Annotated in this window: 23 protein-coding genes and 2 pseudogenes; 9 read left to right on the top strand and 16 right to left on the bottom strand. The window is 63.4% G+C overall.

What is annotated here, in order from left to right:
* Positions 1 to 108: 108 nt before the first annotated feature.
* From I6F17_RS18060 to I6F17_RS18040, 4 genes and pseudogenes are all read left to right on the top strand, one after another.
* Positions 109 to 1,785, top strand: a complete 1,677-nt coding sequence (locus I6F17_RS18060) for a glutamine--tRNA ligase/YqeY domain fusion protein (protein WP_225124103.1) — start codon at positions 109 to 111, stop codon at positions 1,783 to 1,785.
* Positions 1,786 to 1,802: 17 nt separating this feature from the next.
* Positions 1,803 to 2,189 carry a nuclear transport factor 2 family protein gene (locus tag I6F17_RS18055; RefSeq protein ID WP_225124104.1) on the top strand — a complete coding sequence of 129 codons (387 nt, stop codon included), beginning with the start codon at positions 1,803 to 1,805 and terminating at the stop codon, positions 2,187 to 2,189.
* Positions 2,190 to 2,312: 123 nt separating this feature from the next.
* Positions 2,313 to 3,536: pseudogene (locus tag I6F17_RS18050) on the top strand (ComEC family competence protein); the annotation flags it as partial.
* 642 nt (positions 3,537 to 4,178) lie between these two features.
* Positions 4,179 to 4,826, top strand: a complete 648-nt coding sequence (locus tag I6F17_RS18040; protein ID WP_225124106.1) for a BglII/BstYI family type II restriction endonuclease — start codon at positions 4,179 to 4,181, stop codon at positions 4,824 to 4,826.
* Between the two features lie 2 nt (positions 4,827 to 4,828).
* On the opposite strand, the gene I6F17_RS18035 is transcribed toward I6F17_RS18040, so the two are convergent.
* On the bottom strand, positions 4,829 to 5,494 hold the full coding sequence (locus I6F17_RS18035; protein ID WP_225124107.1) for an MT-A70 family methyltransferase: 666 nt from the start codon (positions 5,492 to 5,494) through the stop codon (positions 4,829 to 4,831).
* A gap of 254 nt (positions 5,495 to 5,748) precedes the next feature.
* Here I6F17_RS18035 and I6F17_RS18030 point away from each other — a divergent pair, with 254 nt between their 5' ends.
* Positions 5,749 to 7,020: a hypothetical protein gene (locus I6F17_RS18030; protein WP_225124108.1), complete on the top strand. Its 1,272-nt coding sequence runs from the start codon at positions 5,749 to 5,751 to the stop codon at positions 7,018 to 7,020.
* Between the two features lie 604 nt (positions 7,021 to 7,624).
* Here I6F17_RS18030 and I6F17_RS18025 read toward each other — a convergent pair.
* The 7 genes from I6F17_RS18025 to I6F17_RS17995 all read right to left on the bottom strand — a co-directional run bounded on the left by I6F17_RS18025 (position 7,625) and on the right by I6F17_RS17995 (position 11,991).
* Entirely contained in the window at positions 7,625 to 7,852 is a 228-nt protein-coding gene (locus I6F17_RS18025) for a hypothetical protein (protein ID WP_225124109.1), read from the bottom strand.
* Entirely contained in the window at positions 7,849 to 8,070 is a 222-nt protein-coding gene (locus I6F17_RS18020; RefSeq protein WP_225124110.1) for a hypothetical protein, read from the bottom strand. The genes I6F17_RS18025 and I6F17_RS18020 overlap by 4 nt, the downstream gene beginning before the upstream one ends.
* A gap of 11 nt (positions 8,071 to 8,081) precedes the next feature.
* On the bottom strand, positions 8,082 to 9,152 hold the full coding sequence (locus tag I6F17_RS18015) for a phage major capsid protein (RefSeq protein ID WP_225124111.1): 1,071 nt from the start codon (positions 9,150 to 9,152) through the stop codon (positions 8,082 to 8,084).
* A 70-nt stretch (positions 9,153 to 9,222) separates the two neighbouring features.
* Positions 9,223 to 9,471: a hypothetical protein gene (locus I6F17_RS18010; RefSeq protein WP_225124112.1), complete on the bottom strand. Its 249-nt coding sequence runs from the start codon at positions 9,469 to 9,471 to the stop codon at positions 9,223 to 9,225.
* 47 nt (positions 9,472 to 9,518) lie between these two features.
* Complete coding sequence (locus I6F17_RS18005; RefSeq protein WP_225124113.1) at positions 9,519 to 9,860, bottom strand: hypothetical protein; 342 nt, start codon at positions 9,858 to 9,860, stop codon at positions 9,519 to 9,521.
* Positions 9,861 to 10,141: 281 nt separating this feature from the next.
* The gene (locus I6F17_RS18000; RefSeq protein ID WP_225124114.1) at positions 10,142 to 11,548 is read right to left on the bottom strand and encodes a helicase RepA family protein; all 1,407 of its coding nucleotides are present in this window, start codon (positions 11,546 to 11,548) and stop codon (positions 10,142 to 10,144) included.
* 2 nt (positions 11,549 to 11,550) lie between these two features.
* Positions 11,551 to 11,991 (bottom strand): hypothetical protein, encoded by a 441-nt coding sequence (locus I6F17_RS17995; RefSeq protein WP_225124115.1) that lies wholly within the window; start codon positions 11,989 to 11,991, stop codon positions 11,551 to 11,553.
* 132 nt (positions 11,992 to 12,123) lie between these two features.
* Between I6F17_RS17995 and I6F17_RS17990 the strand changes: the two genes are divergently transcribed.
* From I6F17_RS17990 to I6F17_RS17975, 3 genes and pseudogenes are all read left to right on the top strand, one after another.
* Positions 12,124 to 12,837 (top strand): hypothetical protein, encoded by a 714-nt coding sequence (locus I6F17_RS17990; protein ID WP_225124116.1) that lies wholly within the window; start codon positions 12,124 to 12,126, stop codon positions 12,835 to 12,837.
* A gap of 259 nt (positions 12,838 to 13,096) precedes the next feature.
* Entirely contained in the window at positions 13,097 to 14,230 is a 1,134-nt protein-coding gene (locus I6F17_RS17980; RefSeq protein WP_249782548.1) for a site-specific integrase, read from the top strand.
* A 38-nt stretch (positions 14,231 to 14,268) separates the two neighbouring features.
* Positions 14,269 to 15,339 (top strand): annotated as a pseudogene (locus tag I6F17_RS17975) (ComEC/Rec2 family competence protein); the annotation flags it as partial.
* 6 nt (positions 15,340 to 15,345) lie between these two features.
* On the opposite strand, the gene I6F17_RS17970 reads toward I6F17_RS17975, so the two are convergent.
* The 7 genes from I6F17_RS17970 to I6F17_RS17940 all read right to left on the bottom strand — a co-directional run bounded on the left by I6F17_RS17970 (position 15,346) and on the right by I6F17_RS17940 (position 21,782).
* A complete protein-coding gene (locus I6F17_RS17970) occupies positions 15,346 to 16,287 on the bottom strand; it encodes a GAF domain-containing protein (protein WP_225124118.1) in 942 nt (313 codons plus the stop codon).
* Positions 16,288 to 16,504: 217 nt separating this feature from the next.
* Complete coding sequence (locus tag I6F17_RS17965; protein ID WP_025036527.1) at positions 16,505 to 16,939, bottom strand: hypothetical protein; 435 nt, start codon at positions 16,937 to 16,939, stop codon at positions 16,505 to 16,507.
* Positions 16,940 to 17,328: 389 nt separating this feature from the next.
* Positions 17,329 to 18,030, bottom strand: coding sequence for a transcriptional repressor LexA (lexA, locus tag I6F17_RS17960; RefSeq protein WP_036009965.1), 702 nt, complete (start codon positions 18,028 to 18,030; stop codon positions 17,329 to 17,331).
* 176 nt (positions 18,031 to 18,206) lie between these two features.
* A complete protein-coding gene (gene glp / locus I6F17_RS17955; protein WP_036044304.1) occupies positions 18,207 to 19,415 on the bottom strand; it encodes a gephyrin-like molybdotransferase Glp in 1,209 nt (402 codons plus the stop codon).
* A gap of 219 nt (positions 19,416 to 19,634) precedes the next feature.
* Positions 19,635 to 19,838, bottom strand: coding sequence for a hypothetical protein (locus tag I6F17_RS17950; RefSeq protein ID WP_036009959.1), 204 nt, complete (start codon positions 19,836 to 19,838; stop codon positions 19,635 to 19,637).
* 158 nt (positions 19,839 to 19,996) lie between these two features.
* The gene (locus I6F17_RS17945) at positions 19,997 to 20,620 is read right to left on the bottom strand and encodes an HAD family phosphatase (protein ID WP_036044305.1); all 624 of its coding nucleotides are present in this window, start codon (positions 20,618 to 20,620) and stop codon (positions 19,997 to 19,999) included.
* Positions 20,621 to 20,648: 28 nt separating this feature from the next.
* Positions 20,649 to 21,782 (bottom strand): alpha-hydroxy acid oxidase, encoded by a 1,134-nt coding sequence (locus I6F17_RS17940; protein ID WP_225124119.1) that lies wholly within the window; start codon positions 21,780 to 21,782, stop codon positions 20,649 to 20,651.
* A 302-nt stretch (positions 21,783 to 22,084) separates the two neighbouring features.
* Between I6F17_RS17940 and I6F17_RS17935 the strand changes: the two genes are divergently transcribed.
* Positions 22,085 to 23,419, top strand: a complete 1,335-nt coding sequence (locus I6F17_RS17935) for a S41 family peptidase (protein WP_036044307.1) — start codon at positions 22,085 to 22,087, stop codon at positions 23,417 to 23,419.
* An 81-nt stretch (positions 23,420 to 23,500) separates the two neighbouring features.
* On the opposite strand, the gene I6F17_RS17930 is transcribed toward I6F17_RS17935, so the two are convergent.
* On the bottom strand, positions 23,501 to 26,227 hold the full coding sequence (locus I6F17_RS17930) for an EAL domain-containing protein (protein WP_225124120.1): 2,727 nt from the start codon (positions 26,225 to 26,227) through the stop codon (positions 23,501 to 23,503).
* Positions 26,228 to 26,234: the final 7 nt, after the last annotated feature.

The raw sequence follows: 26,234 nt of genomic DNA, 5'->3' as shown, positions 1-26,234 counted from the left end.
GGACATAACTAAAGGGCGACGGCGGACCCGGCAGGCCTTGCTTAAGCTCTTGGCGCGGCCACGCGAATTTGGCAGAAGGACCGCTGATTTCCCTACAGGATTTTCGTAATGACAGAACCGGTGGCAGCTGAGGTTGGGCGCGATTTCATTCGTGACATCATCCAGGCCGACCTCGATCAGGGCAAATACAAGGAGATCGTGACCCGGTTCCCGCCGGAGCCGAACGGCTACTTGCATATCGGCCACGCCAAGTCGATCGCACTCAACTTCGGCGTCGCCCAGGAGTTTCCGGGCCGCTGCCACCTGCGCTTCGACGACACCAACCCGGTCAAGGAAGAGCAGGAATATATCGATTCAATCCAGGCCGACGTGCGCTGGCTCGGCTTTGACTGGGGCAAGAACCTGTTCTTCGCCTCGGACTATTTCGACCGCCTGTACGAATGGGCGGAGAAGCTGATCCGCGACGGCCTCGCTTATGTCGACGACCAGACCCAGGAGGAGATCCGCACCTCGCGCGGCACGCTGACCGAGCCTGGCAAGAACTCGCCGTTCCGCAACCGCAGCGTGGAGGAGAATCTCGACCTGTTCCGCCGCATGAAGGCGGGCGAATTCCCCAACGGCGCGCGCGTGCTGCGGGCCAAGATCGACATGGCCGCGGGCAACATCAACCTGCGCGATCCCGTGCTGTACCGCATCCTGCATGCACACCATCCGCGCACCGGCAACGCATGGTGCATCTACCCGAGCTACGACTATGCCCACGGCCAGTCGGATGCCATCGAAGGCATCACGCATTCGATCTGCACGCTGGAGTTCGAGGACCACCGACCGCTCTACGACTGGTTCATCGAGAAGCTGCCGGTGCCCTCACAGCCGCATCAGTACGAATTCGCGCGGCTGAATCTCACCTATACGCTGCTGTCCAAGCGCGTGCTGACCCAGCTCGTCCGCGACGGCCATGTCGCGGGCTGGGACGATCCGCGCATGCCGACCATGGCGGGCATGCGCCGCCGGGGCGTGCCGCCGGCCGCACTTCGCGAGTTCGTCAAGCGCATCGGCGTCGCCAAGGCCAACAGCGTCGTCGATGTCGGCATGCTGGAGTTCTGCATCCGCGAGGAGCTGAACCGCACGGCGCAGCGGCGCATGGCGGTCTTGAAGCCGCTCAAGGTGGTGATCGAGAATTATCCGGAAGGGCAGACCGAGGAACTCGAGGCGATCAATCATCCCGACGATCCCTCGGCAGGCACGCGGAAGATCACGTTCGGCCGCGAGCTCTATATCGAGCAGGACGACTTCATGGAGAACCCGCCGAAGAAGTTCTTCCGCCTGTCGCCGGGCAACGAGGTGCGGCTGCGCTATGCCTATTTCGTCAAGTGCACCGGCGTGATCAAGAACGACAAGGGTGAGGTGGTGGAGCTGCGCTGCACCTATGATCCCGCGACCAAGGGCGGCAACGCGCCCGACGGCCGCAAGGTCAAGGCGACCATGCACTGGCTGCCGGCGGCGGCCTCCAAGCCGGCGGAGATCCGCATCTACAACCAGCTGTTCGCCAATCCGAGCCCGGATGCCTCGAACTTCGCGACCGATCTCAACCCGAACTCGCTGGAGATCCTCGCCGATGCGCGGGTCGAGGCATCCGTTGCGGAGAGCAATTCGACCGAGCCGATGCAGTTCGAGCGTCAGGGCTATTTCGTGCGCGACAAGGACTCGACGCCGGGCAAGCCGGTGTTCTCGCGCACCATCGGCCTGCGCGACACGTTCGCGAAGGAAGTCGCCAAGGGTTGAGAAGGGCTGAGCAGGACATGAGCAGCGAGGCCGACGCCATCGTTTCCGCCATCATCGCGAAATGGTGCGCCGGCTTCTCTGTGCTCGATGCGGCCGCGCTGTCGTCGCTCTATGCGAAGGACGCATTCTTCTTCGGCTCCAACCCGAAGCTCTATCGCGGCCGGGACGGCGTCGCCGACTATTTCAACGGCCTGCCGCGCTGGCGCAGGCCGAGCGCGACCTTCTCCGACGTGCACGCCGCGCAGGCCGGCCCTGATCTGATCAACATGGCCGCGACCATCACGTTCGATCTCGCGGGCGAGCGGGATGATCTCGTCGTCAAGATGAGCTGGGTCATCATCCGCGAGGACGGCGAGTGGAAGATCGTCAATCACCACGCCTCGTCGCAGGCGCCGCTGATCTAGCAACGGGCGTCAGCCCGGAGAAAAGTAGCGCGCTCTTCGCCTGTTCCCGATCCGTACCGCTATTCGCGCAGCCGCACGTTCCGGTAGCCTGCGCAGCCGTCGCGTATCGTAAGGTGCAGGGGAATGGCGGAGCCGGGCCGGCCAGGACGGTCCCAGGGAGTTGCCGGGACGTGGCCGGTCGGCCGCGCCGCCCCGGCCGGCGGCTTGGCGCCAGCGGGCCTCGGCGTCTGGCCGGCGATCGTCGACACGCTGCGCCAATGGGCTCGGGCCGAGGCCGGGCCTGGCCGGCTGTTGCCGTGGGTGCCGGTCGCCTTCGGCGGCGGCATTGCGCTTTACTTCGCCGCCGATCATGAGCCGGTGCTGTGGGTGGTTGCCGCGACAGCCATCGCGCTGATGCTCTGCGCGATGCTGCTCCGGCGGAGCCGGCTGTTTGCGCCTGCGATCATGCTCGCGGCGCTCGCCGCCGGCTTTGCGATGGCGACCTGGAAGACGGCGCGCATCGCTCATCCCGTGCTGGCCAAGCCGCTCTATTCGGTGTCGCTGTCGGGCTTCGTGGAAGCGCGCGACATCCGCGAGCGCACCGACCGCTTCGTGCTGCGCGTCAGCGCGATGGAGGCGCAGCGCAGCGACGTCAAGCTCGAGCGCGTCCGCCTCTCGGTGCGCAAGGGCACGGCGCCTGAGGTTGGCAGCTTCGTGCAGCTGAAGGCGCGGCTGCTCCCGCCGATCTCGCCGGTGCGCCCCGGCAGCTATGATTTCTCGCGCGACATGTTCTTCCAGGGCATCGGCGCCTCCGGCTTCGTGATGGGCGCGATCACGGCGTCCACACCGCCGGATGGCGGCGGCCTCCGGCTGCGCTATGCCGCCTTCATGCAGGGCCTGCGCGATGCGATCGATGCGCGCATCCGCGCAACGCTCGAAGGCGACAACCGCGCGATTGCGACGGCGCTGCTCACGGGGCGGCGCGATGCGATCACCGCGTCCGTGAACGATGCCATGTTCGTCTCGGGACTCGGCCATGTGCTGTCGATCTCCGGCTATCACATGGCGGTCGTCGCCGGCGTCGTCTTCTTCGCGGTGCGCGCGCTGCTAGCCTTGATCCCGGGGCTGGCGGCCGGCTCTGCCATCAAGAAATGGTCGGCCGCCGCGGCGCTGGTCGCGGCCGCGTTCTATCTGTTGCTGTCGGGCGCAGAGGTCGCGACGCAAAGATCGTTCTTCATGACGGCGGTGGTGCTGATCGCAGTGATGGTCGACCGGCGCGCCATCACTTTCCGCACGCTGGCGGTTGCCGCGCTAATCGTGCTTGCGGTCGCGCCGGAGGCGTTGGTGCATCCAAGCTTCCAGATGTCCGCCGTATTACCCGGATGATCTCCTCAGTAGCGCAAGAAATCCTTTTCTTTTCAAATGTTTGATAAATTTTTCGCCGAAGAAGTTTCCGAACAAAAGTCGGCCAAAAGCAGCCGAAAACCAGCAATCAACGGCGAAAAGTCCCAAACAAAGTCCCAATGAGCCCCGGACCGGTTCGCGGAACGTTCCGCCAGCAAATTGACCGGAGTGGGCAAGCCTCTTCTTTGTCGAACCATAAGGTCGAACTTGGAGTATCGAATGGCCCCCGGTCACGAACGGGGGCTTTTTCATTTCCTTGGCGCGCCACCGAGACCCGTTGCTTTTGGACGCCGATAGTTCGCTGCTAATATGCCGTTCTTATCCTCCAACCCGGACCTGAGCATGTCGGGATCAAAGGAACACGAACTCCTAGAACGGCTAAACGCTGGCTGGTGTGAAGCGCCCATATTGGCGCAGAAGTTCGGATGGCGTCCACACACACTGCGAGGGGCACTAAGTAAGTTAGCAAAAAAGCACCATTTGAAGATTGAGCGTCGGCGAGAGAGCGGAATTAATCTATATCGTGTGGTTCAGGGCGAGCCTCAGGACGCTGAGTGAATTCTTGATGGCTAGGCGAATCAGGCCGGCGATGCTCTGTATGCGTGCATGTCCACAGAGCACCTTGTCCCCGACGATTTGCGTGAGCTGTACCACGTCAAGGAGTGGCGCAACGCCGCTGGCGTGTTGACGACTGCCTGCCCAAAGGAGTGGGAGGAGATCGTCACGATCCTCCGCAAGTTCCGGCTTCTGCGGTCGGAGGTGCAGGCGGCAGGCAAGAACCGCTCTCCAATCTCCAAGCAGCTCGACGGTGCATTCTACGCCATCGGGTGGCAAGAGAAGCAGTTCAAGACCGCGATTAAACTGGACGAGGTCGAGGTCGAGAGCCCGACCCATAAGATCGACTGTTTCAAGGGTAGGGTGGCACTCGAACTCGAATGGAACAACAAGGACCCGTTCTTCGACCGGGACCTGAACAACTTCCGCCTCCTGTACGATCTCCGCGCCATCGACGTGGGGATTATCGTGACACGGGCGAGTGAGCTGCAATCGATCTTCAACAGCCTCGGGAAGGGCACCTCTTACGGCAATTCGACGACCCACCACACCAAGCTGTGGCCGCGCATCGACGGCGGCGGAGGCGGCGGCTGTCCTATCCTCACCTTTGCGATCACACCGAAGCTTTACGTTGATGACGGCCCGCCTAGCCTTCTACAAACTCTGCGCGGCAAGTCTGGCGAGGACGAGGAGGAGTAGCCTCACTCGGCTGCTTCAAGCCGCCGGTCGGTGGCCGAATTGTGCGCGTAGGTTTTCCACGTCGGTTCGTAGCTGTGGTCCGCTTGGTTGCCCCAAGTCGTCCAGCCGGGCCGAACGCCTCTGCTGAATAACTCGATGAAGGGGCCGGGAGAGCACTTCTCGATGATCGGGTACTGCTCGTCAGGCTTTCGCGAGTGCTCCCGCTTCCGAGTGCCGATGTAGTTTACCTGGCTCCGAGCAGGGGCGAGCGTCCTCGCGTTCTTCCCGCGCACTCCGAAGAGCAGGATTTCAGTGACGTTACGGAAGTAGAAGCCGACACCGCGCCCGTCCGACTGGCCGTCCTTGCGGAGCTTGTGCCAGACGATATTGCCTTTGTAGGTGAAGCCCCACTGTTGCATGATGTGCAGGCCGTCCGGCAGGATGGCGTTTGGGCACCAAAGGTACAGGTGAGCGGTGTCGGCGCAGATCGAGCTGACGGGCAGCTTGGCGATCTCTTCGAGGCTCATCGTGTCGTAGCGATTGAGGCGCTTGTGTCCGGGCGCGACCTTGCCGGTCGAATTCTGGAACCGCCATGGGGGATCGGCGAGGACTGTGCCGAAGCGTTTTCTCGCAATAGGACCAAAGACCTCGCTAACAGAGGGGCCAGCAGTATCCTTTGAAGCCTTCATACGACACCCCGTTCACCGCCCGAGTTTCACTCTAAGTGAATAACCTGATTCGCACGAGGCAACAGAACTAGCAAACTGATTGGTTAGCGGCTGGCTCTAGGGTGGTGACAAGTGGCCGCGTTGAAGGGAATTATCCAACGAAAAATGTCCGAGCCGCCGTTGCGCGTGAGGTTCAGGGATGCGATTTGCGCCTATAGACCACTGGAACAGCCTATGATTGAATGCTCGCCTCAACTCGCGAGGGAAGGAAGAAGATGGTCCGCGCCACGTCCGTGTTCACCCCAACGGACATCCCGACGTTCACCTATGTCGAGCGCAGGGATAGAAACTACGAGGGTGATCTTCGGCGGGCGTTCGACATCCCGAAGATGATCGTCTCGGTTTCCGGGCCATCGAAATCAGGCAAGACCACCCTGATCCGAAAAGTTGTGTCACAGGACAACCTCATCCATGTTTATGGCGCGAACGTCAAGGCGCCCGACGATCTCTGGGTCAATGTTCTTGCGTGGATGGGCGGACCAATCGAAACAACGCATACGTCGGGCTCCAAGACTGGCGGCACGCTTTCCGTTTCAGGCGGCGGTGAAATTGGAGTTCCTCTCGTCGCGAAAGGCCACGGCACAGCTCAGGGCGCAGCAACTCACGAAAGCACCGATACCACCTCCAAGAAGATAGCGACCTCTCTTCTCGATCAGATCGTGAAAGAAATCGCTAACAGCAGCTTCGTCGTGTTCATAGACGATTTTCACTACATCGAGCGATCAGTGCGTGAGGAAATCGGACGGCAAATCAAAGCCGCCGCAGAGTTGGGCGTTCGCATTTGCACGGCCTCCGTACCACACCGATCTGACGACGTTGTGAGGAGCAACACCGAGTTGCGCGGTCGGGTAACCGCGATCGACATGTCGTATTGGAGTGCCAGCGAATTGGAAGAGATTGCTTACCGAGGGTTCAGAGAGCTGAACATCGATTTGGCGCCGCAATTGCTGAGCGTTCTGGCAGGTGAGGCATTTGGTTCGCCCCAGCTCATGCAAGCGATCTGCTTGAACTTCTGCTTCGAGATGAACGTTGGTGAACAGTTGCCAGAACACGTCCGGCTTGACGAGGATGCCAAGACAATACGCAAGGTGCTTGAGCGGACTTCGACCACAACTGATTTTTCCACCATGCTCTCAGCCCTTCACGCTGGTCCTAAGCAGCGCGGGACCGAGCGAAAGCGCTTTCACTTCTGCGACGGCACGACCGGTGACGTGTACCGGTGCGTTCTGCTTGCAATAAAGCAGGACCCACCCGCTCTCGCCCTGAGCTATGAGCAGATACTGAGCCGGGCAGCGAAGATTTGCGACGGTGACAGTCCGGTCGGCTCAAGCCTATCTGAGTCTCTCAAGCAGATGGACGGGCTGGCCAAGCTAGTGCAGACGGCGCCAGTCATCGAGTGGGATGAGAACGTCCTCGACATTGTGGAACCCTACTTCTTGTTTTTTCTGCGTTGCTCGCCGTTCATCCAACAGCTTGCGCAGAAATAGTCCGATAACGCGGTGGGCAACTTACAGCCCATGCCCGGCGCCCTCCCAAGTTATTTTTCGAGCTGCTGTACATTCGCTGCCTCTTTCGAACGCCGAAGAGCGCGCAACCCGTCGACGATCGCGTCATAGTCGGTCTGCGGGACGGTCGCGATCCACTCGTCGGAGCGCCGCTCCCGTTCTCGCCATTCAGCCTGAACTGCCGCCAACCGGGCCGCACGGAGCGGGACGCTATAACGACCATGCTTCAAGGCGTTTTGGTTACCGGGCTGGGCGCCGCGTCTCCTGGGCATTCGTTCCCGACCCTTTCTCAAAATCTGCGGCGTCTAACTTTGAACCCCCGGACCGTTCTAGGAGGCTCCCGGACGCCAGATTTTCCGACCGCCCCCCGGTGCCGCTCAGTGAAGTGTGCCGCAGCCCATCATGGCCGCTGCCTCACGCGCTCGCACCAGGGCTCGGCGCGGTTCACCTTCACGCACCAGCTCGGCGGCATCGCGGAGGAGCGCAACGGCTTGTTCTATCTCCAGGGCAGCTTCGCCGAACCGTCTGATGCCGGCGCGCAGCTCAGCCGCGCTCGCACTGCACTGCCGAGCCGATTCAACCAACGTCACTCAGCACGCCCGGCGAGCAAGCTCGCGGTCCTCTCCGGCGCCAGAGAACGCTCAGAAGGTGCCGCGACACTTGCCTCCAGATCGGCGATGCGGTTCGCCTGAATTTGCAAAGCGCGGCGCATCAGCTCGAACTGTCGCTCGACTTCCTCGCGCTCAGCTTTCTGCGCGCGGCCAACTTCCTCGCCGATCATCGTCGCGAAATGCTCCAGGTCGACCGCCATCATGCACCACCATTCCGCCGCAGAGTTTCGTTGATGTATTGCTGAGCCAACTCCGCACGCTCGCGCCGAGCCGGGTCATTGAGCCAACGCTGATGCTCCGCAGCCTGTTGCTCCAGGCGCTCAAGTGTCTCGGCAACTGTCGCGAGGACGCGCTCGGCGCGAGCTGCCGGATCATCCGCTTCGGTTCTGGCTTGCCCGCCGTTGAAGGAATAATCCGGCATCTCTCCCACCGTCACCAGGTCACTGCGTCGGCATAGGCGACGCAAGTCGCGCGGCGTTTGGCGAACGCCAGGTCGTGCAACAAGCGGAACGTCGTTGAGGCGGTCTGCCACAGGCTTCTGACGGGATCGGCCGTGGTCGGACCGGTGTTGCTCACGATTTCGAGCGGCACGTCAGACATGTGCAACGTAGCGGCATTGGCGGCCTCGATCTCCGGCGCCGGGTCTGTCGACACCAACAAGGCCGCAGCGTCTGCTGCAATGACGCGATCGGCCGGCAGCGCTGCACTGGCGGCCACGTCCAGAGAGGCGGCCAGGACAGGATCGAGGATGCGCAGCTTGGCGAGACGCTTCGGAGCCATGACGAAGGTGACGTTGCCGCTGCCGCCATCTGCGACACTGGCGGCGAGATCAATCAGGTCTTGTTTCATCGCCGCGCTGTCGGCACCAGGAATTCCGGTGCCGGCAGTGACGCCATAGAGCAGCCCCGCAGGCGCCGCGCTCGTGGCGGCGCTTGTCGAGAACAGCGCAGTGTCGAGGCCAGCGGCAAGGTCTTCCCGGAGCATCTGTGCGAAGATGCCTTCGGCATCCGACCGCTTCGCCAATTCGCGCGTGAAGGGGATGATGACGCCCATCTTTTTCGCCGGGCCAATCTGGATGGCATCGAAGGCGTAGTTGCTGACCGCAATGGGCGAGTTTTCGGCGACGAAGCCCGGTGCGGTCGCGCCGACCCGCGTCGGATATTTCGTGGTGTCCTCCAGATTGGTCGTCACTGCCGGCGTCGCCTGTGCAATCAAGCGCGCTGCGCCCGAATACGGCGCGAGATCGTTGAGATATGCCCCAAAGGACTGCTGAGCCAACTCAGCGGCCCAACCGGAGCCGGTCGTCGATCCAGGTGCGGCCACAGCGCGCGCCACGATCTCCTTTGCAACCGGATCATCGCAAGGAACAAAAGGATCGATGTCCTCATGTTCGCGCTGGAGGGCATGGCGCTGTGCGAGCGCGAAACACGCGCGCGTGAAGGACAAGCCGGAAGGCTTGGGATAGTCAGCGCGAACAGGGATCGGTCGCGGGCCTTTCGTCATTGTTTGTTCCCGTGGTCTGTTGGGCTTGAACAACAAGACCATCTTCGGAGCGATTTGGCTGTCTACGCATCTACATGGAGCGCTTCTTTTTTATAGATGCCAAAAACTCGGAGACGACTCCAAGGATGGATTCGAATATTTCTTTCGGATTCTCGCTCTCGGACTCCAGCAAGCGATGCGCGTCGATAAGCTCACCGACCATTCCGTCGCGGACAGGCCCACCAACAAACCTTGCCCTGTTGCGCTGATTTTCACGGTAGCGTCTCATGCGTTCGCGGTTGAGGCGTTTTTTGCGCCCCTTGAGGGTCTCGCTAGTCACTGCTACTCCAGAGTTCGCTGATCTCGTTCCAGGGGCATTCATCCTGCTCAGTGCAGGCTGCCGCGCTCCTGCCGCTGCACTTCGGCAGTCGCCAGCTCCACCAGCTCCGGCCACTCGAGATCACGGTCCAGAGCCCGCGCGAATCCGGTCGCATCACCATAGTGGGCGCAGCCATCGGCGATCTCCTCGGCAAGGGTCGCCAAGGTCCAGTTGACCGCGCGTGCATTGAGCCGCGCCATCTTGGCCGTCAGGCTCGCCAGAACCGGCACAGGAATGGCCTTGGCGGTCTGGGCCAGCTCAGCAAGGTGCGCCGCGCCGGGCGCACCGGCGAGCTTGCCTGCGAAGTGCAGGAAGTATTGCTCCAACAGGTTCGGTTTCGTCACATGCATCGATTTGCTTCCTTTGTTACGACATGGCGACGCAGGCGCCGCCCCAGATCGATATTTTCATTCCGACAGCCCCCATTTGCTCCACTTTGTTTTCGACCTCCCCACCTGCTCCGCTCCACTCTCCACCCCTAATAAGGGGGGTGGAGGTGGAGCAGATCGGGAGCGTCACCTTGCTCCACTTTGCTCCACCGAAGTGGTGCAGGTGGAGCAGGATTGGATTGCTCCACTTGCTCCACCTCTGCTCCACCTTAGTGGACCAAGGTGGAGCAGGGCGCTCGGACCTAGTCGTCATCCCCTGCGACCTCGATGAACTTCTTCATCTTGCGGTTCTCGTCGGGCTTTTCGACCTCGACCAGCGCGCCGCTCGCCAGCCAAATCTTGATCAGACCGGCGACCTTGGCCTTCTCCGTCTTCACGGCAAGGCTCAGGTTGAGCGCCTTGGCGATCGGCACGCCAACCCATCCTTTGGCTTGGCTGTTGGCGCGCCATTGGCCGGCCCTGATCGCGGCAGCGGCCCGGTCGAAGTCGCCGCCCGTGATGCCGTCGAGCGGGTCGGGCCACTCCCATTTCGTCGGGACACCGATGCTGTCACCGCCCACGCCGCCGAACGGACTATTGCCAAGGTCGACCGACACCAGCTTGAACCAATCACGCTTCTCGGCCGGCGGAGCCATGTTGGCCTTATCGTCGATCACCGAGACGTAAAGCCGGCGGTTATCGACGCCGGCTTTCTTGGCCTCATCCTCAGTCATCCGGTTCAGCACGCGCACCGAACGGCAGGCATCGGCAAAGGCGCCGCCGCCGCGAGCGCTTTCGACCGTTACAGCTTGATCCCCTTTACGCACGTGATGCACCAAATCGATCGCGCAGTCGCCCCGGTCGGCAACCTTGCCCCACTCCTTGACCACCATGTCGATGGCGCCGTTCAGGTTCTCCGGCACCTTATGGCAGGACACGAACGGATCGATGATCACGACATCGATGCCCTTGTCCTTGATCTCCTCGATGAGCGCTTCGACCAAGGGCCAGCGGAGCGTCGCTTCACCATCCTCCATCTCGGCGATCACCAGCGGCTGATCCCGGCCGCTGCTCACGAAGAGCCTGTCACCAATGTCCTCGGGCGAGAGATTGTAGTGCAGCGCCGTCGACTGAATGCGGCGCGTGATCTCGTCATAGGGGTCCTCCAGATTGAAGTACCAGACCCGCAACTGCTCCGTCGATGTGCCGAGCAGCGGACGGCCGGAAATCATTGCCAGCGCTTCGACGATCTTCATCGCCGACTTGCCGACTGCGCCCGGCGCGATGGTCGCGCTGACAAATTTCCGGATCAGGTGACGACCATACAGCCAGTCGCGCATCGGGATGCGTTCCGGCTCAGTCCAGACGTATTGCGGCGCGCGCATGCTGACGCCGAACATCCCCAGACCATGCGCAGGATCGCTGGTCTTGAGCTTCTTGCGCGAAAGCTCGATCAGCTTATTGAAATCCGGGTTGCGGCTGCCGCCAGACCACGGACCGCAGAAAAGCCGGATAATATCATCGCTCTGGTTCTCGCGGATCAGCTCCTCGATGACCTCGGTCATCTTGGCGACCCACTGGCCTTCCTGCTTGCTCTCTTCGAGCAGCCGGTGCCGCCGTTCCATGGCGGCAAACAATTCGTCGTTGCTGGGCGGTGTGATCATTTTCATGGTCAGACCCACTGCATGATGCGCGCAACATCGCGGATGTTGACGCCGATGATCGCGCAGACCGGCTCGAAGTCGTCGTCCTCGTCGCGCGGGCCGACGCCATAGTAGGGCTCGATGGTGATGCCCAGCTCCAGGGCGGCGACGATGACGGCGCCGCGACCAACGTATCTCCGCGCCCAGCGCTCGATGTCGTGCTTCAGCGTGCCGTTGATCGGACACGTCGTCGGCTGCACCGACTTCATTCGCCGGCACAGCTTCAGGAAGTCCTTGGCAATCTCGACTTCTTCCCGCCGCACCGGCTGGCGGGGGTGGACGCCGCGGTAGTCACGATAGGCAGCCAGCCCATTCGTGCACACGGTGAAGCCGCCGATCCTGGTCGGCCCCTCCGGAGCTTTCTCAGTAGACACTTCGTCATTGGTCGAAGTATAGTCGCTATGTTCCATAATTATGAATGCTCCTTTTGCCCGTCTCTGGGCCGCCCAGAGGCGGGTCTTTTTGCCCGCTCCGCTTGACGACTCAGTTCAATAGCAGTTAGGTTACATCCATTGTAACCTTACGGACAAGGGGGCCGTCTAATGTTCTGTCTGACGCCATTTCCGGCGCACCAATTTGATAAGCTGATCGATCGGTCGGAGTCGGCGCGGAAGGTGATGAAGAACCGAGGTCACCTCAAGCCGCTGATCGCGCCGAGCCCGAAGCAGCGCGCCGACGGTCTCTGGCGCGAGCAGGTCTTGATTGCGGCTGACGCGATCATCATCACCGCCATCGATCTCTTGATGAAAGCCGGCGCCATGCGCGAGGCGGTCGACGGCGCAATGAATGACATCCAGTTTTCGATCGTCAGTCGCTTGGGCGAACTCGACGACGGCAAGAACATCGAGCTTGGCTTCGGTTACGAGATTGTCGGCGAGCGCTTTGGTAAGCATTTTGCGGTGGTCACGGCCGCGACCATGATCGAAACGATCCAGCTCACGGTGAATCACTTCCAGAAGGAGGGCGTCACTGACGCCAACAAGCTGGCTTTCTTTTGCATACCGCTGCGGGAAGCCTATGACATCGTGCGCACCCGCGCCAAGCAGCACAACATCGATTTCCCCGCACGCATCTGGCCGACGCCGGAAGAAGTCGGCGCCGACGCTGCCGTGCTTGCTGCGGCGATTGGACCGCGCACATCACCCGTCATCTACAAATGGAGTGCCAACCGTTGCACCGCTGAAGTTCTCTCAGTCAAATTTGCAGCCAAATTTGTGAGTCCAACCGATCAGTTGTCGAAGGGGAGTAAGGGCTAGAGTGCCTGCATTGCGACGGGACTTACCGGACTAATTGAAACGACCTAATGTAGAAGTGGAAATTTAAGTCGATGATCCGGTTATTGACCGGCAAGGAAGCCGCCGCAAGGCTCGGCATCACCGTGGATCAGCTTGCGGCGCTGGTTCACGATGGCGAGATTTCTTTCATCAACATGGGGCGCGGCTCGAAACGGCCTCGGCGACGATACACTGAAGCGGACCTTGACGATTTGATCGAGCGGCGACGGAGGCGGGAATCATGTCCATCTGGAAGCCCAAAAATTCGGCGTTCTACCGTTACGACTTCTGGCTCGGCGGTCATCGGTTTCACGGCGCTACGGAATGCACAACTCGAAAAGAAGCAAAAGCCGTTGAAGCGCTGAAGCGAGAGGACGCCAAGAAGCTCGTGAAGGCGATGAAGCGCTCGCGCTCATCGCTGTTGATCGACGATGTTGCCGCGCGATTGTGGACTGATCGCGCGCAGTACGATGCTGATCCCGATGCGACCTCGACGAACCTGGCGCGCCTTGTGAGCTATTTCGGCAAGGCGACGCCCCTCACTGACATCGATCACAACAAGGCCAAGCAATTGGTGGCATGGCGGCGCGGTCAGCGCGTGACGAGGCGTGGCAAGCTGACCAAGGAGGAAAAGGACGCCTTGCCGCTGATCACGAATTCGACCGTCAACCGCTCGACCATCGCCGTGCTGCGGAGGCTGTTCGCATTCGCCAAGGACGAAGGTGCCCAGTTCGAGAATGAGCCGAAGTGGGGAGAGCTGTTCCTGCCAGAGCCCGAGGAGCGGGTGCGGGAGTTGCAGGACGACGAAGCGGCCGCGTTCGATGAAGCTATGCGCATCGATTACGGACCGTTCTTCCACTTTGTCCGGGCGAGCGGGCTGCGGCTCAAGGAATGCGTGACGCTGCGATGGTCCGAAGTGAACTTCGGCACCAAGCAGGTCGTGCGCATTGGCAAGGGCGGTCGCCGCGTGGTGTTCCCGATCACCGAGACCATCCGCGATATTCTCTTCCCCTTGCAGGGTCAGCATCCGGACTTCGTGTTCACCTACGTGGCGAAGTACGGCAACAAGCGGCTTGAACGGGTGAGGGGGCAGCGCTACCCGCTGACTTACAACGGCACGAAGGCGGCGTGGCAGGCGATGCGAGCGCGGGCGGGGGTGCAGGATTTCCGGTTTCACGACTTCCGGCATGACTTCGGCACCAAGGTGCTACGCGAGACTGGCAACCTCAAGCTCGCGCAAAAAGCGTTGAACCATAGGGACATCAAGAGCACGTTGCGCTACGCGCATGTACTTGACGAGGACGTGGCTGACGCTGTCGAACGCGTCGCAAAGTCCCAAAAAAAGTCCCAATCTAAGCTCCGCGACGCAAGCTAACATATTGACGTAGCAAGCGATCTCGGAAGTGGCGTCAAACCTTCCAGATGTCGTTTGCGGCAACGCTCGGGCTGGTGGCGCTGGTGCAGATCGGCATGCCGAACCTGCTCGCATCGCCCGATCATTCCGCGACGGCGCGGATCGCGTTGTGGGGCGGCCGCGAGATCGCGATGCTGTTCCTGGCCTCGCTGATCGCGGGGCTCGCGACCACGCCATACGCCGCCTTCCACTTCCATCGCGTGACCCCATACGGCGTGCTCGCCAATCTCGGCGCCATGCCGGTGGTCTCGGCACTGGTGATGCCGGCCGGGCTGTTGGGGCTGCTCGCGGCGCCCTTCGGGCTCGACGGCGTGTTCTGGTGGTTGATGGGGATCGGCATCGAGTGGATGGTCCTGGTCGCGCGCTGGGTGGCGGCCCTGCCGGGCGCCGTCGGCCGCATTCCCGCCTTCGGGATCGCGCCGCTGATCGCAGCGAGCCTCGGGCTCATCGTGATGGGCCTGCTGCGCACGCCCTTGCGTTGGTCCGGCGCCCTGGTGCTGCTGGCAGCGATCCTCTGGGGACTGTCGGTGCGGCAGCCCGATATCCTGATTGCCGGGGATGGCGCCAGCGTTGCGGTGCGTGGCGGGGACGGGCGCCTGCATGTGATCCGCACGAGCAAGGACGGCTTCCTGTTGAAGGAGTGGTTGGCCGCGGATGCCGATCCGCGCGATGCCGGCAACGCCTCGTTGGCGAGCGGGGTGTCGTGTGACGAGTCCGGCTGCGTGGCGCCGCTCGCGGACGGACGGCTGATCGCGTTGGCGACGCGCATCGACGCGCTGGCCGATGATTGCAGCCGCGCCGCGCTGGTGGTGACGGCGCGGCCCGCGCCGTCCGATTGCGCGGCGATGGTGGTCGATCGGGCGCGTCTTGCCAGTCAGGGCGCACTGGCTCTGACGCGACGCGGAGAGGGCTTTTCGGTGCAGGCGGTGAGGACGAGGGGAGCAAGCCGTCCCTGGCTGCCGGCCGGCGCCGGCGAGGGAGATTTCGACGGCAGCCTCGTGCCGAAGGCGGCCGTGCCCCGCAACCGGGACGCAACGCCATCGGAGGCCGACTTGCAGGCCGACGATTGACGCGGATCACAAATACCAGGCCAGCACGGCGTCAAGCCTTCCGTTGCCGATAACCGGCAGGGCCACCATTCGGCTCAGCCCGGCTGCGCAGGCTTCGGAGCCGGCGATCGAGCCGTCATGGGTGAGATCGTCGTTGAGCGCGGGCATGCCGGCGGCCCAGGCGCCGCCGATGCTGCCTTCGCCCCTGGCGATGGACTGCGCCGCATAGCGTGCGGCGAGGTCGGTCTGCGCGCTGCAATCGCCGGCGCGAAAGACCAGCGCCGAACGGTCCTCGTTCGGGACCCAGATCTCGAAGCGTCGCGCAATCGGCGTTGCCTGCGCGGAGAGGAATGTCAGAACCCACGTCTGGTCGGTGCCGGTTCGGTAGGGCACGCCGACGCCGAGATTGATCCCGTCCTTGGCGGCGTCCTCCCAGCGCAGGAAGCTCTTGGCGTCGTGCAGGTCCTTGATGATCAGAGGCAGGCCCGCCTTCCAGGTGCGTCCGGGCAGGCCGAAGCCGCGCGGAAATCTGGTGTGGCGGGAGTTGAATTCGAACATGTCCGCGGTGCCGTAATAGCCATCGACGAGCCCCATCTCATGCGAGAGATCAGGATCGTTGTGCCAGAGTTCGATCGCGCCGACATGCGCCTCGTCGTCGCCGCAGAACAGCACCAGCACGGCTTGCAGGAATTCGCCCGCGAACACCGGCACCGCCACGCCGCAGGTGAGGCCGGCCGCAGCGGCCTGATCGGTCCGCTTGAAATAGGAGTTGGCGAATTTCGTGAGGATGACGGGGTGGCCACAGGCCCAGGCCTTGCCTGGAAGTCCCTCGTCATATCCGAAGTGCAGCTCTTCGCTGACGGCCTTGAACGCGGACAGCCCATCGTCGTAGAGGCCGCCGCCGAATTCCAGCCGCATGCGCGTCCGTTCGGGTACCCAGAGTTCAACGACGCGAATGAAGGTCTTCATCGAGCGTGTCCGCCGCCTCAAACCACGACAGCATCGGTCATTTGGCTGCGGAGCGGACGTTCAAAATGCGGGCAGCACGGCCCAAACTTCGTGCGACGACGAGGCGCGGCGGTGGGCTCGCCGATCGAATGTCCTGAAACACAAACTTACCGGGCTCGCCGGCCTCGGCCGGCGACGGCAATTTCAATCCCGGGCTCGGCCTGTCGGCCGAAGGGCGTCAGCCGATCGGCAGGCGCGTGATCGTGGGCCGCGTGTCGGCGACGATCTGCGGCTTGTGCTCGCGCTCGGGGGCTGGCTGCGTCACCGGCAATTGCAGCACGGTCGCGCGCTGGCCTTCGACGAGCTGCGTCACCAGCACGTATTTGCCGTCGGGGAATTCGATCGCGTCATGATGGCGATCGGGAATGTGCGGGTCGATCTTGCCGAACTTGCCGACGCGAGAGTTCACGGTGCGCGTCCAGATCCAGCGGTTGTCGTAGCGGACGTTGTCGGCGAAAGCGAGCTCCGTCCCCGGCAGGAGACAGACCGCGACGGAGGGATCGGCTTCGGAAGCGAAGCCGCGCGTCGAGGTGCCGCGGAAGGTTGTCGTGACGATCGTCTCGCCGACTTCGGCGGGGCGCGTCGCGACGGCATGCAGGCTGTAGTCACACATCGGGTGCTCCTCATGCTGGGATAGCGACCCGCGTCTCTTTCGAGGCGCAGGCCTCTATCAGAGTGGAAGCATACAACGCTCTGCTCGGTTATGGGCAAATCTGCGGCTCGCGTTCGCAGCACGCGATCACATTATCTTTCCCGGATTCGATAGGAACAAACCTCGCGTCCTTGCATTTGGCCGCAGCTATCAGCACTGCCGGCACAACTCTACCGGCGAAGCAGAGGGAGATTGCTGCGCGCCTGCACGGGCGAATGTCGCGCGGGAAGATGGACCGGACAGCTGGCGCAGAACCAGACAAACCATCCGGCCGGAGCGGACAAACCTCCGCTCCAATCCTGGATCGACGATACCGATCGAAGCGCGCGCGGCGCTGGATGCTTTCGGTATCAGTACTTCCGGTAAAGCCCGATCAGCTTGCCCTGGATCTTCACGCGGTTCGGCGGAAGAATGCGGACCTCGTAGGCGGCATTGGCGGGCTCGAGCGCGATCGAGGCGCCGCGGCGGCGGAAGCGCTTGAGCGTGGCCTCCTCGTCGTCGATCAATGCCACCACGATGTCGCCGGTATTGGCGGTCTCGTTGCGCTGGATCAGCGCCATGTCGCCGTCGAGGATGCCGGCCTCGACCATCGAATCGCCGCGCACTTCGAGCGCGTAGTGCTCGCCCGAGCCGAGCATGTCCGGCGGCACGCTGATGGTATGGCTGCGGGTCTGCAGCGCCTCGATCGGCGTGCCGGCGGCGATGCGGCCCATCACGGGCACCGCGACGGGGCGCTCGCCCTCGTCCGCAGGCGGGCTGGAGCTCGCGCGCACCTTGCCGAGATTGCCCTCGATCACGCTCGGGGTGAAGCCACGGCGATTGCCGGCGGCGGCCTGGAGCTCGGGCAGCTTGATCACCTCGATGGCACGGGCGCGGTTGGGCAGGCGGCGAATGAAGCCGCGCTCCTCGAGCGCAGTGATCAGGCGATGGATGCCTGACTTCGAGCGCAGGTCGAGCGCATCCTTCATCTCGTCGAAGGACGGCGGCACGCCGCTTTCCTTCAGACGTTCGCTGATGAACCGCAGAAGCTCGTATTGTTTGCGCGTCAACATCTCGACCAAAGTCCCCCGGTTGATGTCGTTCGATTCCGACACGATGAAGCCGGCACTAAGCCGCTACATCCTCGAAACAAATCATGAACGGACACTATATGTTCGATATGTGTTCCGCAACTGCTTAATTTATGGTGAACGCGGCCAAGCTCGCGGAATGCGTGTGGCTGGGCGGCTCAGACGGGCAGCCGGAGCACCTCGCAAGGCGTGCCGGCCTCGGCCTTCGGCGCGAACGGTGCGCGCACCAGAAGTACCTGTGCCGCAGCGAGATTCGCAAGAAGGGAGGAGTCCTGATGGCTGACCGGAAGGGCGACGCGCGTGCCGTCGTCGCGCTCCTCCAGCCGCGCACGCAGATAGTCCTCGCGCTGGTCGTTGGCGGCGAGATCGCGGCCCAGCACGGCGCGCTCGCGCCGATGATGAATCGCTGAACGGCCCGACAGGGCGCGAATCAAGGGGACCATGAACAGGAAGGCGCACACGTAGGACGACACGGGATTGCCGGGCAGGCCAATCACGCGCATCGCGCCTATCCGACCGTGCATCATCGGCTTGCCCGGCCGGATCGCGATCTTCCAGAACGCCATCGCGATGCCTTCGCCCTTGAGCGCCTGCTGGACCAGGTCGTGGTCGCCGACCGAGGCACCGCCGGTCGTGATCAGGATGTCGGCGCCGCTCTCGCGCGCGCGGCGGATGCCGGCGGACGTCGCCTCCAGTGTATCGGCGGCAATTCCGAGGTCGATGGTCTCGGCGCCCTCGCTGCGGGCGAGCGCATGCAGGGCATAGCCGTTGGAATAGACGATCTGGCCGCGACCAGGCGTGGTGCCCGGCATCACGAGCTCGTCGCCGGTGGCGAGAACGGCAACCCTCGGGCGGCGGATGATGGCGAGATGCGGATGATTCATTCCGGCGGCGAGGGCGAGATCGCGCTCGGTGAGGCGGATTCCCTTGCGCAGCAGCACGTCGCCTTCGCGGAAGTCGACGCCTGCAGGGCGGATGTGCCGGCCGAAAATGGCGGCTTCCTTGATCGTGACATGTTTGCCGTCGGCAGCCGTGTCCTCCTGGATCACGACGGCATCGGCGCCGTCGGGAACGACGCCGCCGGTGAAGATCCGCACGGCTTCGCCGGGGCCGACGCTTCCCGCGAACGGCCGGCCCGCCGCGACCTCGCCGACGACGGTCAACCTCGAATCGTTTGCCGCGTCGGCCGTGCGCACGGCATAGCCGTCCATCGCCGACATCGCCTCCGGCGGCTGCGTGCGCCGCGCCGCTACATCGCGGGCGAGCACACGATGGTAGGCCTCGTCGAGGCAAACCATCTGTTCAGCCAGCGGCTCGACGCCGGCCAGCACCGCGGCAAGCGCGTCAGAAACCGGCATCAGGGCCACGGGCGAACTCCTGCTGAGCACATCAGTCAATGGGCGGCGAGAGTTCTAGCCGAGTGCAGGCGTGAGGCAAAGCAGCACGCGGGATGATTTATCCTGCGTGATCGCGGGGTGGAGGAGGTCGGCTCAACTCTGCCGCGTCATGATGCGGAAGGCGAGACAGACCGGAACGAGGATTGCCATGGCAAGGACGAGAATGACGAGCGCCACGGCCAACATCGTTCAACGCCCCGTCGGATCGCCCGGACTGATGTCCGCGACGTCGGGCGGCTTGGGACCCTGATCCTTGTCCGGCAGCGGGTCCGCCTGGGATTTTAGGTCGGCGGCCTTGCTGATCAGCTTGGCGGAGAGGTCAGAATCCGAGGTGGTTCTGGCGAATTCGAGCAGGAGAGAGGCTTGCTTGGTGAGATAGGTCTTGCCCAGCACGTCGATCAGTCCAATGTAGAAGTCCCAACGGACTCATGAGTCCGAAGGGTGGTATTCCGTTCCCGGAACTCTGTATAAAAATGCACAAAGTGATCAGGTTCCACATTTTCAGCAGTTTTTGTTCCGGCAAGTGAGCGCGCTCCGGGCTTTCCCGCGGCTCAGATCCCCAGTGCTTTCAATGCGTTCCCGACATCACGCGGCGAGGTGACATGCACGGCGGTCAACCCGCGCGCCCGCGCTCCCTCGATGTTCTCGGCGAGGTCGTCGAAGAACACGATGCGCTCGGCCGGCACGCCGATCGCCGCCACGACATGGTCGAAGGCCTCGGCATCCGGTTTGCGCAGGCCGATGCTGGAGGACAGATACAGCTCGCGGAAATGGCCGAGCAGACCGGCATATTCCTTCGAGAAATGGTCGACGTGCGGCCGATTGGTGTTGGAGAAGGCGTAGAGCGGCATCTGCTTCGCCGCGCGCGGCAGCAGCTCGGCGATATCAGGCATCTCGCCGGCGAAAATCGCGTTCCAGCCTTCCAGGAATTGCGCATCCGAGATGCCGATCCCGAGCGAGGACCGCAGCGAGGCGAAATAGTCCGCATCGCTGATCTTGCCCATCTCATGCAACCGGTAGGCCTCGTCGCGCACATAGCGCGCGATGATGGCCTCGGGCTGGCAGCCGGCATGTCCCGCCCAGCAGGCGATCGCCTTGGAGAAGTCGATGTCGAGCACAACGCGCCCGAGGTCGAACAGCAGCGCATCCGCGCTGCCGGGAGAGAGCGATGTCATTGCGTCCTTTTCACTTCGGTATGGCGCGTCAGTAACGATAGGGCTCGTGGTCGAACAGCGGGAACGCGCTGAACACGCTGGGCGCGTTGGTGGCGGCCGCCGGATGCAGGCAGGATTTGTCGATCTCGGCGAATGAGGTGGCGCCCAGGAGGCCGAGGCAGCGCAGCACCTCGTCTTCAAGCAACTCCAGCATCCGCGCGACGCCGGCTTCGCCGGCTGCCGCCAGCGCCCAGCATTGCAGCCGGCCGATGCCGACGAGGTCGGCGCCCGCCGCGATCGCCTTGACGATGTCGGTGCCGCGGCAAAAGCCGCCGTCGACCATGATCCTGGCGCGGCCCTTCACGGCGTCGACGATCTCCGGCAGCACGTGCATGGCGCCGCGGCCGTGGTCGAGCTGGCGTCCGCCATGGTTGGAGACGTAGATCCACTCGACGCCGTGATCGAGCGCGATCTGCGCATCCTCGGCCGTGGCGATACCCTTGAGGATCAGCGGAATTTTGAACGTGTCCTTGATCATCTTCACGGTCCGCCACTCCAGGCCCTTCTGGAAATCGCCGCCGGTGGCGCGCAGGCGGCTCTCGCGAACGTAGCGCTTGGCGATGTCACGTTCACGACGGCTGTAATGGGCGGTGTCGACGGTCAGGCAGAAGGCGGCATAGGCGTTCTTCTCGGCCCGGCTGACGACGTCGGCGACGAAGGCATCGTCGCCGCGGACATAGAGTTGATAGAGACGCAGTGCATCGGGGGCAGCCTCGGCGGTCGTCTCGAGGCCGGGCTCGGACACCGAGCTCAGCATGTGCGCCGCGCCGAACCTGCCCGCAGCGCGCGCGACGCTCGCCGCGCCATCCGGATCGAAGATCTCGAGTGCGCCGACGGGAGCCAGCACCACCGGCAGACGCAGCTTGCGGCCGAACTGCTCGACGCTGCCGTCGATCCTGCGCACATCGCGCAGCACGCGCGGGCGGAAGGCGATCTCGTCGAGCGCCATGCGGTTGCGCCGCATCGTGGTCTCGGTCTCGGCGGCGCCGACGATGTAGTCCCAGGCATTCTGGTTGAGGTTGGCGCGCGCCTTCCGGATGAACTCGTGCAGGTTCTGGAACGGCTCGTCGCTGGCGCCGAGCTCGACGTTCCGTTCCGGCCGGATGCGGGGCGCTTCATTCATTGTTGTCCTCCCGAGAATTTGAAGTCTTGTCGCCATCGCCTATCGCGTCCGGCCCTCCAAAACCATCCTAAAATCGCATAGCTGCGAAGCGTGGGCGGCCCGGACCGGTGTCGTGTTGCTTCGAAACAGTTTCGGAACGTTGCCAAAAGTTTAGGCCAAGGCGAAGAGATTTCTTCGGTGTACCCGCCAGCGCGGCATCCCGGCCTTGAAGAAACCAGAATGGTATTGTGAGAGATGGACTGGATCGCCATTTGCATGGCGTCTCCCAGCCTCAAGAGAAACGCCAAGCAAAAGGCACCTTCATGCGGAAAACCCTGCTGTTCCCCCTGGGCGCGCTCACGGGAGCGTGCCTGACCCTTTTGGTAGCCAGCCCGCAGGGCGGCGTATGGGCGGCGCGGGCGGCAGTGGGCGCGAATGATGCTTATTCCCAACTCAATCTGTTCGGCGCCGTGTTCGAGCGGGTCAAGGCCAGCTATGTCGAGAAGCCGGACAATGCCAAGCTGATCGAGGGGGCGATCACCGGCATGGTGACCTCGCTCGACCCGCATTCGCGCTACATGAACGCCAAGGCCTGGACCGAGATGCAGGAGACCACGTCCGGCGAGTTCGGCGGACTCGGCATCGAGGTCACGATGGAGGATGGTCTCGTCAAGGTCGTCTCCCCGATCGACGACACGCCGGCTTCGAAGGCCGGCATCATGTCCGGCGACCTCATCGGCAAGATCGACGGCGAGGCCGTGCAGGGCATGACGCTCGAGCAGGCGGTCAACAAGATGAAGGGACCGGTCGACACCAAGACCAAGCTGACCATCATCCGCAAGGGTGCGGATGCGCCGCTCGAGGTTGCGATCACGCGCGAGATCATCCATGTGCGTCCGGTGCGCTTCCGCGTCGAGAACGGCGACATCGGCTATATCCGCATCACCTCGTTCAACGAGCAGACCACCGACGCCCTGAAGAAGGCGATCGCCTCGGTCTCCAAGCAGGTCCCGCCGGAGAAGCTCGCCGGCTACGTGGTTGACCTGCGCAACAATCCGGGCGGCCTGCTCGACCAGGCCGTGTCGGTGTCGAGCGCCTTCCTGCAGCGTGGCGAAGTCGTTTCGACACGCGGCCGCTCTCCGGAAGAAACCCAGCGCTTCACCGCCCATGGTGGCGATCTCACCAAGGGCAAGCCGATCGTGGTGCTGATCAACGGCGGCTCGGCCTCGGCCTCGGAGATCGTTGCCGGTGCGCTGCACGACCACAAGCGCGCGACGTTGATCGGCACGCGATCGTTCGGCAAGGGCTCGGTGCAGACCATCATTCCGCTCGGCTCTGGCAATGGCGCGCTGGCGCTGACCACGGCGCGCTACTACACGCCGTCGGGCCGCTCGATCCAGGCCCAGGGCATCGCGCCCGACATCGAGATCCTCCAGGACGTGCCGCCCGAGCTGAAGGGGCGGATGGACACCATGGCGGAATCCCAGATGCGCGGGCATCTGTCGGCCGACGGCACCGAGCAGACCGGATCGCAGTCCTACGTTCCGCCGGAAGAGAAGGACGACAAGGCTCTGCACGCAGCCTACGACTTCCTCCACGGCGTTACGGCAAATGCCGTCGCGGCCAAGCCAGCGACGAAGTCTGCAGTGCCGAACTAGATCTCACGAAGTTCCGGATCGTCTTTCGCCCGGGAGCGGATGACCGCTTCCGGGCGATTTCGTTTGCAGCTCCGTTTCGGCCTAACCGACCTCGCGGCGGCGGCTCTCGCTGCCTTCGCGCCGGGCGCGCCGGCTGCGGTGCAGCGCGAACAACTCCAGCATCTTGTCGGCCGGCTTGGCAGCGCTGAACAGATAGCCCTGCATCTCGGAGCAGCCGAGCGTGCGCAGCAGGCGCTGCTGCTCCTCGGTCTCGACACCCTCGGCCGTCGTGGTCATGCGACGGGCGGCCGCCAGGTTGACGACGGCCTGAACGATGCTGGCGGAGCCGTCGGGACGGGCGATGTCCTCGACGAAGCAGCGGTCGATCTTGATCTTGTCGAACGGGAAGCGGTGCAGATAGCTCAGCGACGAGTAGCCGGTGCCGAAATCGTCGAGCGCGATGCGCACGCCGATGGCACGAAGCTGGTGCAGGATCGCAAGCGCGGCATCGTCGTCGCGGATCAGGACCGCCTCGGTGATCTCGAGCTCGAGTCGGCTCGCCGGCAGGTTCGACGTGGCGAGCGCCGCCATGATCTTCACCGCCAGCGTGCCGCTCTTGAACTGCACCGGCGAGACGTTGACGGCGAGACGGATGTCGTCGGGCCAGCTTGCCGCGTCCCGGCACGCGGTCGCCAGCACCCATTCGCCGATCTCGTTGATCAGGCCGGTGTCCTCGGCGATCGGGATGAAATCGGCGGGAGAGACCCAGCCGCGCTCGGGATGGCGCCAGCGCACCAAAGCCTCGCAGCCGGTGATGCGGTCGTCTTTCAGGCCGAGGCAGGGCTGGTAATACACCTCGAGCCCGCCTTCGCGGCCGCCTTGCGCGATGGCGTGGCGCAGGTCGCCCTCGAGCTGGCGGCGTTCGCGGACCTTGGCGTCCATGTCCGGCTCGAAGAAGCGGTAGGTGTGGCGTCCGGAGGACTTGGCCGCGTACATTGCCATGTCCGCGTTCTTCAGAATCTGGTCGAGCGCCGTGCCGTGTTCCGGCGCGAGCGCGATGCCGATGCTGGCGTCGCTGGTGAGATGATGGCCCATGCAGTCGATCGGCGTGCGGATGGTTTCGAAGACGCGCGCGACGAGCTCGTTGACCTGATCCAACGACGTCACCGCGCCTTGCACGATGGCGAATTCGTCGCCGCCAAGGCGCGCCACGAAGTCTGCCGGGCCGGCACAGCGGCGGAGGTTCGTCGCGATCGATTTCAACAGCTCGTCGCCGACGAGATGGCCGAACGCGTCGTTGACGCCCTTGAACTCGTCGATGTCGATGTAATGCACCGCGGTCTGCTCGCCGTCGCGGGCCGCGGCCAGCTCCTGCCGCAGATGCTCGTGAAACATGGCGCGGTTGGGCAGGTCAGTCAGTGCGTCGTAATGGGCGAGATGGGTGATGCGCTCCTCGATGCGCCGGCGCTCCGTGATGTCCTCGTGGGTCGCCACCCAGCCGCCATCCGCGAGCGGCTCGTTGAGGATGTGGATCGAACGGCCGTCGGCGGTATCGACCACCATGGAGTTGCGGAGATGGATGTCCTTCAGGACGCGCGCGACGTAGGCATCGACGTCGCCGGTAAACGAGCCGGTCGTCTTGCGATGGGCGATGATGTCGCGAAAGCTGCAGCCGGGCTTCACGATCTCGGCCGACAAGCCGTACATCTCGATGTAGCGCTGGTTGCAGACCACGAGCCGCTGCCCGGCGTCGAACAGCAACAGACCCTGCGTCATGTTGTTGACGGCGCGGTCGAGCCGCTGCTTCTCCAGCGTCAGCTGTTCGCGCGAAAGGCGGTGCTGCTCCAGCAGCTTGCGCACGACGGCGATCAGCACGCCTGCGATCGCGAGCGCGGAAGAGGCTGCGATCGAGATCAGAATGCCGATCTGCTCGCGCCAGTCCGCCAGGGCCGCTGCGCGCGTCGTGGTGGCCATCACCAGGATCGGGAAGTGGGGCAGGGCGCGGGAGGAGATCAGCCGGTCCTCGCCATCGACGGGGCTGTTGAAGCGGCCGGCGAAACGATCGAGCCCGAACACCCTTTGATGCTCGAACGGTCCGGTCTTGAAGTTTCGCCCCATCAATTCGCCGGACTGCGGATAGCGGGCGAGCAGTGTGCCGTCGCGATGCAGCATCGAGATCGTCGCGCCTTCGCCGAGCACCACGGAGGCGAAGAACTTCTCGAAGTTGGCGGGCTCGATTCCGCGTCCGACCACACCGAGGAACTCGCCGCGTGGCCCTACGACCCTCCGGGCCACCAGAATGGTCCATGCGCCGGAGATGCGGCTGTGCAGCGGTTCGATCAGGACATCAGGCGCATAGGGATCGTACTTGAAGGTGCGGAAGTAGGCGCGATCGGCGACATTCACCTTGGGCGTCGGCCATGCGGTCGACGAATTGATCAGATTGCCTTCGGCATCGATGATGTTGACGCCGCCCATATAGGGCAGCGCCTCGATCTTCGACCGCAGCATCCGGTGCACGTCCTCGCCCGAGAAACGCTTGCGATACTCCTCTCCGGTCGTAACTCCGGTGGTGCGGACGTGGTCGACGAAACCCTTCTGGATGACGGCGAAGTCCTGCAACTGCTGATCGAAATGATGAGCAAGCAGCAGCACGGCGTTTTCCAGCTCGCGGCCGGAATTGCGCAGCGCCCGCTCCCGGAAGTTCTGCGCCATCAGGACCGAGCCTATGGCGATGGCCGCGATCAGCAGCGTGCCGCCAACCACCAGCCACCGGATCGGGCCGCTGCGCACGAAGACTTGGTCAAAGAGACGACTGCCGAATTTCATCTTTATG

This window comes from Bradyrhizobium sp. NBAIM18, from assembly GCF_020193825.1.
GTDB lineage: Bacteria > Pseudomonadota > Alphaproteobacteria > Rhizobiales > Xanthobacteraceae > Bradyrhizobium > Bradyrhizobium yuanmingense.
This window is presented reverse-complemented; position numbering and strand designations above follow the sequence as displayed.